We start from the raw sequence: 12406 nt of genomic DNA on the forward strand, positions 1-12406 counted from the left end.
TTAATCATTGCAGGCTTTCGTATCTTTAAAGAAACAGTAATGAATAATGTCTACTCAACCAAAACAGACTAGGTTTAAGCAAAATTAACACAAGTAACAATTCTGCATGATATTTAGAAAGGCTAAAATTTCAGACATCTCTACAATTGTAAGTATGCTTGCCGATGACGAGCTTGGTAAAACTAGGGAAAATTTCCAAGAGCCACTTCCAAGCTGTTATAGAGAAGCCTTTAAGAACATTAACAGTGATAGCAACCAAGAATTAATTGTTGTAGAAGATGATAATCACACCGTTATTGGTTCGTTACAATTAACATTTATTCAGTATTTAACCTATCAAGGAGGTATTAGGGCACAAATAGAAGCTGTGCGTATAAGAAAAGATAAAAGAGGCATGGGTCTTGGGCGTACAATGTTTAAATGGGCTATAAATAGAGCTAAAGAACGCCGCGCTCATGTGCTGCAATTAACTACAGATAAAAAACGACCTGGAGCAATTAAGTTTTATCGAGATCTAGGATTCATTCAGTCTCATGAAGGAATGAAATTACACTTTACCGATACATCTGATTAAAAAATTAAACCAATTGGTCTAAATTAAAAATTAATCTTTATATTTGCCTTTCAATGGGATACAAACACAACAAAGAGGATATTTTAGATGTAGGCCAAGACGTTTTTAGAAGAAATGGATACCACAATGTTGGTATTAACCAAATACTGAAAGAGGCGGGAATTCCTAAAGGATCTTTTTATAATTTTTTTGAGTCTAAAGAAGATTTTGCGCAACAAGTTGTGAAACGTTATGGGATGAATAACAAAAACTGGATTCAGAGTTTTTTTGATGATTCAGAATTATCACCCGTAGAATCTTTGAAATCATTTTATGCGATGCTTATTGATATGAACGAAGAGGATGAGTATGCTGGGGGATGTCTTGTAAATAATTTAAGTGTTGAAGTAGGGAGGAATAATGATGCGCTCGCTGTCGAGGCTAATCAATGTTTTTTAAGTTGGATGGATGTTTTTGGTTCTGTTATACTAAAAGGACAAGATTTAGGCGAAATCACTCAGAATTTTTCTGAAACTGAAATAGCAGAATATTTGCACGCTGGCTTTTTTGGAGTACTTGCTAGAGTAAAGGTGACTAGAAATAGAATGTATATGGATAGCTGGCTTGATATGACGTTTAATTTTATAAGAGCTTAAAAAATTTTAATTAAAAATAAGTAGAACGGTCTAATTTAAAATAATTTATTATGAAATATTACCAAAGGGCATTTGCTCTATTATTACTCATTGTTTTTTTGCAATCTTGTAAAACAGTAGACTTAAGATCAGAGGCACTTAAATCTCAATCCATAGAAAATGCCGAAACTAAAGGGCGAGATCTACTAAGTGAAGCTAAATTGGCAATGGGATATGACAAACTTGAGCATACTCAAGTGTATCAAGTTAATGCTAAATTCAATTGGAAAGGCATTTGGCTATTAATGCCTATGAATACATTTCCTGGAAATAACAACAAGGAATTACTACTCAAACTGGCAACTAATAGTTTTGATGGTCAGTTAACATACCTTGAGGGACGAAAAAAGGGAACGATACAAGGCGTTCAATCTTGGACAGGTTATAAGGCAGAGACAAATAGCGATTATTTAAAAAGCCATGAATGTGGTCGCTATATTTGGGGATTAGCCACGTATCACTATTTGATGGAGGCTCCAATGCATCTTCCTAAAGCCGAAATTGTAAAATATGCAGGACAAAAAGAAATTGATAACATAAACTATGATACCGTTTATGTCACTTGGGGTAGTGAAGCTCCTAATAAAACATATGATAGGTTATTGGTGTATGTTAACCCAGAAACAAAATTCATTGACCTCTTGGAAGTTACTATTAACGACTTCTTCTTGCCAATGCCTAAAGGGTTGCAACATGCTACAGCACGATATGAGAGAACAAAAACAACTATAGGAACCTATTTGCCAAGCCATATTACAATTCAACTCAAATCACCTAAAGACCCTAAAAACAAAGTTTATAGTGTGGGCTTTGATAACTATGAGTTCGATTCGTTCGAAAAAGAAAAACTATACCCTATTCAAGGATTGTCCTATTATGGTTTGTCAAAACCTTCTAAGAAGTAGCAATGTCGTTAGTTTACAGTTAAAGTTTTAAGAGACAATTATGTAGTAATGAAATACTAATTTCATAAGAGTTTAAACTTTCGATGTTGCTTTTTTTGAAAACAAAATAAAAACGTAGTTGCTTAATAAAGATGGTTGATAGCGATTACTTTAATCAGAGAGGGGTTTTATGTATTGAAATCCTTCTTTGATTTTTAAAATTTCTTAATTGTGGAAAATAAAGATATAAACCAAAAATTACCAGAAATAAAGACGAGGGTGCCTTTAATTGTATTCCTATGGTTATGCATAATGAGTATAGCCATTGGCATTATTTGTTTTGTCTTTTAATCACAATGTCATAATTAAATGCTATTTAAACCGTTATTGATAGTCCAACTCATCAATCACTAAGTTCTAGCATCATGAAATATATACGTTTTGTTTTTATCATTATAATGAGTTGTCACACCCTATACGCTCAAGACAAAAAGATTGAATTATCCTCCAAAACACCAATAATTGAAAAAACAGAAGTGTTTAAATGCCACCCCAATCCTGTAGAGAATGACCTGTTTATCATAGGAACTCACAAAATAAAAAGTATTGAAATTATCGACGCCTTAGGTAAAAGTGTGGCCTCATACCAATTTAATAAAAGTATTATTAGAATGGATGTCTCTCAACTAGAAAGTGGGATTTACTTTTTGAAAGTCGTAGATAAAAATGACAAACAAGAAATAAAAAAATTAATTGTGAAATAAGCTCTTAACTTATCTGCAACCCACTATTTACAGTCGTATCTGGATTAACAAATACTAATTTACCTTCAGGAGTTTCGGTCATTAAAATCATACCTTCACTTTCTACACCACGCAAAGCTCTTGGTGCTAAGTTCACTAAAACAGTCACTTGTTTTCCTACAACTTCTTCTGGAGTGAAACTTTCAGCAATACCAGATACAATAGTTCTTGTGTCAATGCCTGTATCTACTTTTAAAATGAGGAGCTTTTTAGTTTTTGGCATTTTTTCGGCCTCAAGAATAGTTCCAACACGCATGTCTAGTTTTGTGAAATCATCAAATGTGATCGTCTCTTTTTGAGGCTCCACTTCTTTATTGGCTGCCTCATTTGCCTTTTTGCTAGCTTCTAATTTATCTAATTGCTCTTGGATGGTTTTGTCTTCAATTTTAGAAAACAATAACTCGCCTTTTCCAATTTGATGATGAGAAGGCAGTAAGATATCTTTAGTTGAAATATCGGCCCACGTGTTGGCATTAGTATCTAAAATACGTTTTAACTTTTCTGAAGTAAACGGTAAAAACGGTTCGCTCAAAGTAGCTAACGCACTAGCAATTTGAAGAGCGACAAACATAATTGTTTTGGTTCTGTCTTCATCAGTTTTCACCAATTTCCAAGGCTCTTCATCAGCCAAATATTTATTCCCTAAACGCGCCAAATTCATTAATTCTTGACTAGCTTCTCTAAATCTATAACGTTCAATAGAGCTTTCAATAACCGATGGATAAGCTTTTACTGCCGCTAAGGTTTCTGTATCAACTTCTGAAAATTCTGAGGCTTCAGGAACAATACCATCATAATATTTGTTGGTAAGCACTACAACTCGATTTATAAAATTTCCGAAGATGGCTACCAATTCATTATTATTTCTCGCCTGAAAATCTTTCCATGTAAAATCATTATCCTTACTCTCAGGAGCATTAGCAGTTAGTGCATAACGCAATACATCCTGCTGATTTGGAAAATCGTTTAAATAGTCTGGCAACCATACAGCCCAATTTTTTGAGGTTGATAATTTGTTGCCTTCCAGATTTAAAAATTCATTTGCTGGCACATTATCTGGTAAAATATAAGACCCCTCAGCTTTGAGCATAGACGGAAAAATAATGCAGTGAAATACAATATTGTCTTTACCTATAAAATGAACGAGTTTGGTGTCTTTGTCTTTCCAATATGGCTCCCAATCTTTACCTTCTTTAGCGGCCCATTCTTTGGTGGCCGAGATGTAACCTATTGGCGCATCAAACCAAACATAAAGTACTTTACCCTCGCCTCCAGGAACCGGAACAGGAATTCCCCAATCTAAATCGCGTGTTACAGCTCTTGGTCTTAAACCATCATCAATCCACGATTTTACTTGTCCGTAAACATTAGGCTTCCAATCTTTTTTATGCCCATTTAAAATCCATTCTCTTAAGAAGTTTTCATGCTTATTAAGTGGTAAAAACCAGTGCTTGGTTTCTTTTAATGTAGGCACATTTCCTGTGATTGCCGATTTCGGATTAATAAGGTCTGTTGCGTTTAAGCTCGAACCACAATTTTCACATTGATCGCCATAGGCTTCTTCGTTTCCACATTTCGGACACGTTCCCGTCACAAATCTATCGGCTAAAAACTGATTAGCTTCTTCATCGTATAACTGCTCTGTGACTTCTTCAACAAATTCGTGTTTATCATACAAAGTTTTAAAAAATTCTGATGCTGTGTCGTGATGAATTTGCGCTGAGGTACGCGAGTAATTGTCAAATGTAATCCCGAAATCTTCAAACGATGTCTTGATAATCGCATGGTATTTATCAACGATATCCTGAGGTGTCACACCTTCTTTTTTTGCTTTAATAGTAATAGGTACACCATGTTCGTCGCTTCCACAAATGAAGGCCACGTCATTTCCAGTTAATCGCTTAAAGCGTGCGTAAATATCTGCAGGCACATAAACACCAGCCAAATGCCCAATGTGTATTGGACCGTTTGTGTAAGGTAAAGCAGCAGTAATAGTATATCGTTTAGACATCTTAAATTCGTTTTAACAAGGCACAAAAGTACGCATTTTGCAAGGGATATTGAAACGAGGATTTATATATTTTGATATAGTTTTTAGGAAGAAATATTCAGATTTTTAATCTGAGAACACCATCACAATACACGTTCTTAATTTTATAATTCATTTATGCTATAAGAATTATTAAATTTAAACGTGTAAAAAAAAATGTACATTTACAATATGTCTAAAATACGCTATGTTTTACTCTTGAGTTGTCTGGTTTTTTTCTTCGGAAATGTAACAGCACAAGAGCAATCTGAACAAAAAAAACAAACTGTTTTGATACAACCACCATACCTTAAAGCTGGAGACACTGTTGCCATTGTTGCACCTTCAGGAATATTAAAAAACAGAAACGATGAGGTTGCTCAAGCAGTAACTTTGCTTAAAAGTTGGGGATTACATGCTGTAGTTGGAAAGCATGTCTTTAGCAAAGATGACCATTTTGCAGGTACCGATGAGGAACGTTGTGAAGATTTTCAAAAGGCCCTAGACGATCCAAAAATAAGTGCAATTTGGTGTGCAAGGGGCGGTTACGGAACAGTTAGAATATTAGATAAATTAGATTATACCAAGTTTAAACAAAACCCGAAGTGGCTTATTGGTTATAGTGATATTACGGCCTTACATAATCAATTTCACAATGAAGGTTTTCAAACAATTCATGCGTTAATGTGTGTTAGTCTTACCAAAGATTTAAATGATATAGAATATACAATAGAGACGTTTAAATCTGCTTTATTTGGAAAACCGTTGGGTTATGATTTAGATTATTCAACGTATAACAAATTAGGAAATGCTAAAGGGCAATTAGTAGGAGGGAATTTAACGATCCTGCATACTATGTTAGGTTCTGACACGAGTATAGATACCACAGGAAAAATTTTATTTATTGAAGAAATAGGTGAATATAAATACCATATTGACCGCATGCTACAAAGTTTAAAAAGAGCAGGTTATTTTGATCATTGTGCTGGATTGTTAGTAGGAGACATGAGTAAAATGAGAAAAAATACAACGCCTTGGGGAACGTCTGTAGAGCAACTCATTTTAGATGCATTATCAGAGTATGACTTCCCAATTGCCTTTGGGATGCCGGCTGGTCATGAAAAAAATAATTATGCTTTAATTCTAGGAAAGGAGATTGAGTTAAATGTAGCAGGCGATAAAACTTTGGTTAAAATTAGAGAGTAAGATGGCATTTTACGACCTATCCAAACCAGAGCGTGACGCACTTGTTGCAGAAATTAACCAAGAGATAGCTCAAGACTTATCTCAAGCCGTAACAGAACGTATTGTTAGGTGTTTTTCCGATGATGACACCTATGTTCGTAAAACAGGATATCTAGCCATTGGTAAGATTTTTTATGCACAACCTCAGTTACAGAACACTATTTTTTCAGTGTTAAAGGTATTGATGACGTCTGAGGATGAATTGATACGACAAACCGTAATCAATGCTGCTGGCGAGATTGGAAAATTTCATTTTGATAAGATTCAGGTTTTTATGGATACAGGCTTATTTGATAAGCATCATCGTGTAAGAAATGCAGTGATAGGGTCTATAAAAAAAATGGGAGAAAAAAATCCAGAACCCGTTTTAACTTGGTCTAAGTCATATCTTGAACATCCCGATAAGGAGATAAGGCGAGAGATTTGCCATGGTATAGAACTTCGTGGGCGAACGCATCCGCAAGATGTTTTACCATTATTAAAAGTGCTAGAGTTTGATGAAACACGTCGTGTCTCTGAAACTTTGGTGCATGTGCTTGGCCAAATTGCTTATAAGAACGGTTGTTTAAAAACCGTTGTTGAGCACTTAAACACATGGAAAAATAAGGAACTAGTGCAACATGCTCTAGATGAAATTGTAGATGTTCATAATCGCTATAAGAAGTTTGCAGTATTATCTCAAGACGAAGCTATTGCCTATATAGATAAGCATTATAAGTATTAGTAGTATGGCCAATCATAATGAATTAGGAAAAAAAGGCGAACAGCTAGCTGTTAATTTTTTATTGAAAAATGATTACAAGATTGTGGCTCAAAATTATATCTATCAAAAAGCAGAAGTAGATATTATAGCACAAAAAGCAGATGTTTTGGCTGTTGTAGAAGTAAAAACACGATCTTCGATAGATTTTGGAAACCCTCAAGATTTTTTAAAACAGAAACAAATTCAACGCATTATAAAAGCTGTTGATGTATTTATAACGACAAACAATCTTGATGTTGAAGTTAGATTTGATATCATCGCCATTGTAAAAAAAGGAGAAGACTATAGCATTGAGCATTTAAAAAATGCCTTTTATCATTTCTAGAAAATAATATTAAGAGATACTAATACTAATACGTAGTAACAGGTATTAATAATTTTGTCCTTGGCACTTAGTTTCATAAAATGTTTAACTTCATTTCTAACTAAAGTAGACGACAGACTCAATGAAAGAATAATTACTGCCGAAAAAATAAACCAATATAACGAATCTGGATAGGTAAGAAAATAACCAGTTGCAATAAAAGCAACAATTAATGCTGCCGAAATGCCAAATTTAATCCGTCCCAATTTAGTGAGATTATTTCTCGTAACACAATCATAAATCTTATATAATAAGACAGCTAAAAGGGAAAAACCTATAATAAGCGTGTAACTCATGCGGGATTTAAAATTTGACAATAAAAATAGCTAATTTTTTTTGATGTATAAAATTTTTTTTCAGCAAGTTTATAACATCATTATATGATGTTAACGAAGTTATTGAAATAATATTATGCTAAACATTATTTTTTTCAAAAATTAATCCATCAAAAACATTTAATTGTAGGAAAAAACTTCATATACATAATATTTTGAGTATTTTATCTAAAAAAAAGAAACTTAATCGGTTTAATTTATAGATTTAAATTATTGAACCCCAAAATAATTTTTGAAATGAAACGATTGAACCTACTTACTTTTTTAGTTTTTTTATGTGTTTTTGGATGTACAGAAAATGAAATTATCGATAATTCTGTGAATCCTGAATCGATAACTACGAATTCAGATGAACCTTGTTTTTCGACGACATTAATGGCTGGTCAACATCATGTTGCGGGATCAGTTACTTTGGATGTTGATGGAGACAACTTAATTATAACATATGTTAGTGATGGAGAATGGGTTATTGGAACTACTCATTTGAGTATTGGCAATTGTGATGACGATTGGGCTCCTCTTACCGGAGCAGGTAACCCTCAAGTTGGTCTGTTTGAATATACTGAGCCGTATTCAGCAGGGCCATATGAAGTTGTATATATTATTAGTTTAGAAGGTTTAGACGATAACATTTGTTTTGCAGCGCATGCCGAGGTAGATGGGCCTACAGGAGAAGAAACTGCTTGGGCGGAAGGCACTGAGTTTTCTGGAAATGGTTGGGCAATGTTTGTTGAGACAACATTAACAGAATGTGAAGACGATGATGACGGCAGTAACACGCCTTTTTAGCTTTATTTATAAAAATTCATTTCATCCAAATATTCCCATACATGTTCGGGTAACATCGGACGAACATTTTTTCCGTTTTTAATAGATTTTCGGATAAAAGTTGATGATAATTCCATAATAGGAGCATCGACCTTATGAATTTTTCTGTGTGCATTAAATTGTGTGTCTACATTTCCTTCTGAAATTCTAGGGTAAACATAAATGTTATGATGCTCTAATATGAGTTCATAGTTTTTCCATTTGTGGAAACTTTTCAAATTATCCTCACCCATAATTAATGAGAATTCATGTTTAGGATATTTATCTTGAAGGTGAGCTAATGTATTAACAGTGTAATTAGGTTGTGGTAAATTAAATTCTATGTCACTAGGTTCTAATTTAATATAGTCTTCAGTTGCGCGATAAACCATTTCAAAACGTTGACGATTATCTAGAAGTGAACTCTTCTTTTTAAAAGGACTATGGGGTGTGACCACAAACCATATTTTATCCAAATCGCTATATTCTGCTAAATGATTGGCAATGGTAAGATGACCAACATGAATTGGATTAAATGTACCAAAATATAAGCCTATTTTCATGACTTGTTATTGATAAAATTAGAAACTAAATCATAGGCGTCATCTAAAGCTTTATCTAAATCTTTATTAACAACAATTTTGTCAAATGAGCGGGCTGTTGCCAATTCTACTGGAGCTTTTGCAATGCGCATATTAATTTTTTCTCTACTTTCTTCCCCTCTTTCTTTAAGTCTTCTAATGAGTTCATTTACATTTGGAGGTTTAATAAAAAGTGCTAAAGTTTCTTCTGGATATTTATCTTTAATTCTTAAACCACCCGAAACGTCAATGTCAAAAATAACGTGTTTTCCTTGTGCCCAAATACGTTCTACCTCTGCGTTCAAGGTGCCGTAGTAATTTTCAGGATACACTTCTTCCCATTCTAAAAACTCATTGTTTTTACGCTTTTTCTTGAAATCTGCTAGCGATAGAAAATAGTAATCCTTTCCATCAATTTCCTCGCCGCGTTTTTCTCTGGAAGTTGCCGATATTGAGAATTCTAAATTGAGCTCTTCCTGTTTTAATAAGTGCCTAACAATTGTCGTTTTTCCAGAACCCGATGGTGCCGAAACAACTATTAATTTTCCTCTTTTTATGGTGTTATCTTTTTCCACAAATGTGATTTATAATGTTGTTATAGAACATTCAATAATTGTTCCTTAATTTTTTCCAGCTCGTCTTTCATTTGTACAACCAATTTTTGCATTGGCGCATGATTAGATTTAGATCCTATAGTGTTGATTTCTCTTCCCATTTCCTGAGAAATAAATCCAAGTTTTTTCCCGTTAGAATCAGCCGATTTTAAAGCTTTCTGAAAATAATCAAGGTGATTACTTAATCTAACTTTCTCTTCAGTTATATCAAATTTTTCTATGTAATAAACCAACTCTTGTTCAAAACGATTTTCATCAACTTTTTCCTTTATTTCTGAAATTCCTTTTGCTAAACGTTCTCTTACACCATCAATACGATCTGGATCCATGGCAACGACTTGCTCTAGTAATTCGGAAATGTTCTGAACCCTATTTATGAAATCTGTTTCAAGACTCTTTCCTTCGTCTAAACGATATTGATGAATTTTTTCAAGACTACTGTCAATCGCTTCAGAAATTTGCTTCCACTCGTTTTCATCAATTTCATCACGTTCTGTAGTGACTGCATCTGGTAATCGAATAGCCATTTTTAAATATTCGGTTTCATCTCCAGTATGTATAACTTCTTTTAATTGTTTAATATATTGTTTAACAACTGTTTTATTGATTTGCGTTGAAGTTTCTTCTCCAGTAATTTCCATATAAAGTGAAAAGTCAACTTTGCCTCTTACTAGTGTTGATGCAATACGCTTTCTTATACTCAATTCTTTTTCACGATACATCGAAGGCATACGCGCATTAAGATCAAGGTTTTTACTGTTGAGTGATTTTATTTCAATCGAAATTTTTTTAGTTGGGAGCTGTAATACAGATTTCCCATAGCCTGTCATTGATTGTATCATGAACAAATTTTAAAAGTTGAGCAAAGGTAAGGAAAATCGCAAAGCGAGATAAGTTGATTATAAAAAACAATAACTTTACGGTTTTAATACCAAACTATGTACAAAAAAGATTTCGAAATTCGCTGGAGTGATATAGACGCAAATGGACATTTAGCCAATTCTGCCTACACCAATTTTATGAGTCATACTAGAATGGGCTTTTTTATTGAATATGGTTTTTCAATGGAAGAACTTTCAAAATTTAATATTGGTCCTGTCGTGTTTTATGAACACACTTATTATTTCAAAGAATCATTTATTGGCAAACCTGTTACGGTGAGTTTAGAGTTATCTGGATTAAGTGACGATGGGATGTTTTTTAAATTCGAGCATAATTTTTACAATCATAAAGGTGAACATCTAGCGTCGAGTGATATGCTGGGATCGTGGATTGACTTAAAGACCCGAAAATTGACGATTTTACCAGAACAACTTCTTAAAAGATCTAAGATATTTCCAAGAACAAAACATTTTAAAACGCTCACTAAAGCCGATACTAGAATACATGGGAAATTTCCTAAAAACTTAACCTAAAGCTTTTGGTTTTTTGGTTACCAAATAAACTCCAGAGAAGATCAATAGCATAGCGATTATCTTTACTGGGCTTATAGCGTCTACACCCATGACAATAGCAAATATACCCGCAATTACAGGTTGTAAATAGATGAAAACACCAACAGTAGATGCCTTAAGAGATCTAAGGGCAAACGGATTCAACACGTAAGTTGCAAATGTTGCTCCAACAACGACAAACACTACCGAAAGCCACACATAAGGTGTAAATGTGTGCCATTGAATTTCTTTCGTCTCGGCATATCCAAAAGGTAAAACAAATATCAAACCAAGTAAAAACAACCATTTTATAAGGGTAAAGGGATGGTATTTGGATGTTAGTTTCTTGATAATTATAATATATATACTATATGAAATTGCATTAATAAAAATAAACAAGTTGCCTAAAGGAACATTATCTCCAACTCTAGTAGATTTGCCTAACAAGGTGAGTAAAACCCCGCCACAAAACCCCAAAACAACACCTAATACTTTGAGTTTGGTTATTTTTTCAGATAAGAAAAAAGAAGACAGAATGAGGATAATTATTGGGGTAATGGTTACAATAACTGAAGCATGTATTGGTGTCGTTAACTCCAATCCTTTTAAAAATAATAACATGTTAATGGCAACCCCAAATAGCGCACCTAAAAGAAAAGTGCCGTAATCTTTTTTGTCAATTTTTTCACGTTTTAAAAACAACCCAGTAAGCCAAAATAGTAAAGTGGCTCCTCCCACTCTTAAGACAACAAAAGCAAAGGGTTTAACGAAATTTTCGTTTATGACAATTTTTGCAAAAGTATAGTTAAGTCCATACAATAGTTGAACCATAAACAATGCTATAATTGCATATTTTCTATTATTCATGTGAGTGGATAAAGGCTCTAGCCGCTTCTACAGTTTTGGAACTGTTGCCAATAAATATTTTGTTGTTAAATACAATGACTGGCCTGCTTAAAAATGTATAATGATCTAAGATGTAATGTTTGAAATCTTTTTCACTAAGGTTTAGATCTTTTAGCCCCATTTCTTTGTAAAGTTTCGCACGCTTACTAAATAAAGCCTCATAACTTCCAGCTAAGGTTTTGAGCGCTTCAATTTGTTTAACCGTTATGGCTTCGGTTTTTATATCCTGAAAGATAACATCATCAGGTAAATTCAAAGATTTGATAATCCTAACACATGTGCTACAGGTTTTTAAATGGTATATTTTTTTCATCGTGCTCTTATTTACAAACCTTGAGTGTTGTCAAGACTTTTTATTAGTTATATGCTTTGCAAAGTAAACTGATTTCAAAAG

16 protein-coding genes are annotated in these 12406 nt (G+C 33.6%); 9 read left to right on the plus strand and 7 right to left on the minus strand.

Going from position 1 to position 12406, the window contains the following annotated elements:
* Nucleotides 1–106: 106 nt before the first annotated feature.
* The 4 genes from Q0893_RS04120 to Q0893_RS04135 all read left to right on the plus strand — a co-directional run bounded on the left by Q0893_RS04120 (nt 107) and on the right by Q0893_RS04135 (nt 2896).
* A complete protein-coding gene (locus Q0893_RS04120) occupies nt 107–574 on the plus strand; it encodes a GNAT family N-acetyltransferase (protein WP_298900854.1) in 468 nt (155 codons plus the stop codon).
* A gap of 53 nt (nt 575–627) precedes the next feature.
* A complete protein-coding gene (locus Q0893_RS04125; protein WP_298900853.1) occupies nt 628–1209 on the plus strand; it encodes a TetR/AcrR family transcriptional regulator in 582 nt (193 codons plus the stop codon).
* A gap of 50 nt (nt 1210–1259) precedes the next feature.
* The gene (locus tag Q0893_RS04130) at nt 1260–2153 is read left to right on the plus strand and encodes a hypothetical protein (protein WP_299272705.1); all 894 of its coding nucleotides are present in this window, start codon (nt 1260–1262) and stop codon (nt 2151–2153) included.
* 404 nt (nt 2154–2557) lie between these two features.
* Entirely contained in the window at nt 2558–2896 is a 339-nt protein-coding gene (locus Q0893_RS04135) for a T9SS type A sorting domain-containing protein (RefSeq protein WP_299272707.1), read from the plus strand.
* Nucleotides 2897–2900: 4 nt separating this feature from the next.
* Here Q0893_RS04135 and metG read toward each other — a convergent pair whose 3' ends face one another.
* Entirely contained in the window at nt 2901–4946 is a 2046-nt protein-coding gene (gene metG, locus Q0893_RS04140) for a methionine--tRNA ligase (RefSeq protein ID WP_298900850.1), read from the minus strand.
* 210 nt (nt 4947–5156) lie between these two features.
* Here metG and Q0893_RS04145 point away from each other — a divergent pair, with 210 nt between their 5' ends.
* From Q0893_RS04145 to Q0893_RS04155, 3 genes are read left to right on the plus strand one after another with little or no spacing between them, the layout of a single operon-like run.
* Nucleotides 5157–6170: an LD-carboxypeptidase gene (locus tag Q0893_RS04145; RefSeq protein WP_299272709.1), complete on the plus strand. Its 1014-nt coding sequence runs from the start codon at nt 5157–5159 to the stop codon at nt 6168–6170.
* A gap of 1 nt (nt 6171) precedes the next feature.
* Nucleotides 6172–6933 carry a HEAT repeat domain-containing protein gene (locus tag Q0893_RS04150; RefSeq protein WP_299272711.1) on the plus strand — a complete coding sequence of 254 codons (762 nt, stop codon included), beginning with the start codon at nt 6172–6174 and terminating at the stop codon, nt 6931–6933.
* 4 nt (nt 6934–6937) lie between these two features.
* Nucleotides 6938–7297 carry a YraN family protein gene (locus Q0893_RS04155; RefSeq protein WP_299272712.1) on the plus strand — a complete coding sequence of 120 codons (360 nt, stop codon included), beginning with the start codon at nt 6938–6940 and terminating at the stop codon, nt 7295–7297.
* Here the strand turns inward: Q0893_RS04155 and Q0893_RS04160 are convergent.
* A complete protein-coding gene (locus Q0893_RS04160) occupies nt 7294–7632 on the minus strand; it encodes a hypothetical protein (protein WP_299272714.1) in 339 nt (112 codons plus the stop codon). The two genes, Q0893_RS04155 and Q0893_RS04160, sit on opposite strands and share 4 nt — an antisense overlap.
* Before the next feature lie 276 nt (nt 7633–7908).
* On the opposite strand from Q0893_RS04160, the gene Q0893_RS04165 reads away from it, so the two are divergent.
* Complete coding sequence (locus Q0893_RS04165) at nt 7909–8460, plus strand: hypothetical protein (protein ID WP_299272716.1); 552 nt, start codon at nt 7909–7911, stop codon at nt 8458–8460.
* A 2-nt stretch (nt 8461–8462) separates the two neighbouring features.
* On the opposite strand, the gene nadD is transcribed toward Q0893_RS04165, so the two are convergent.
* The 3 genes from nadD to Q0893_RS04180 are packed head-to-tail and all read right to left on the minus strand — an operon-like array spanning nt 8463 to nt 10515.
* Nucleotides 8463–9041, minus strand: a complete 579-nt coding sequence (gene nadD / locus Q0893_RS04170) for a nicotinate (nicotinamide) nucleotide adenylyltransferase (protein ID WP_299272717.1) — start codon at nt 9039–9041, stop codon at nt 8463–8465.
* Nucleotides 9038–9616, minus strand: a complete 579-nt coding sequence (gene gmk / locus Q0893_RS04175; RefSeq protein WP_298901519.1) for a guanylate kinase — start codon at nt 9614–9616, stop codon at nt 9038–9040. The genes nadD and gmk overlap by 4 nt, the downstream gene beginning before the upstream one ends.
* A gap of 38 nt (nt 9617–9654) precedes the next feature.
* Nucleotides 9655–10515, minus strand: a complete 861-nt coding sequence (locus tag Q0893_RS04180) for a YicC/YloC family endoribonuclease (RefSeq protein WP_298900843.1) — start codon at nt 10513–10515, stop codon at nt 9655–9657.
* 96 nt (nt 10516–10611) lie between these two features.
* Here Q0893_RS04180 and Q0893_RS04185 point away from each other — a divergent pair, with 96 nt between their 5' ends.
* Nucleotides 10612–11088 carry a thioesterase family protein gene (locus Q0893_RS04185; protein WP_299272720.1) on the plus strand — a complete coding sequence of 159 codons (477 nt, stop codon included), beginning with the start codon at nt 10612–10614 and terminating at the stop codon, nt 11086–11088.
* Here Q0893_RS04185 and Q0893_RS04190 read toward each other — a convergent pair.
* Complete coding sequence (locus tag Q0893_RS04190) at nt 11080–11973, minus strand: DMT family transporter (protein WP_299272722.1); 894 nt, start codon at nt 11971–11973, stop codon at nt 11080–11082. The genes Q0893_RS04185 and Q0893_RS04190 overlap by 9 nt on opposite strands.
* Nucleotides 11966–12325 carry an arsenate reductase family protein gene (locus Q0893_RS04195; RefSeq protein WP_298900838.1) on the minus strand — a complete coding sequence of 120 codons (360 nt, stop codon included), beginning with the start codon at nt 12323–12325 and terminating at the stop codon, nt 11966–11968. Before Q0893_RS04195 ends, Q0893_RS04190 begins: the two co-directional genes overlap by 8 nt.
* Nucleotides 12326–12406 lie beyond the last annotated feature (81 nt).

This window comes from uncultured Psychroserpens sp., from assembly GCF_947494225.1.
In the GTDB taxonomy this organism is placed as follows: Bacteria; Bacteroidota; Bacteroidia; order Flavobacteriales; family Flavobacteriaceae; genus Psychroserpens.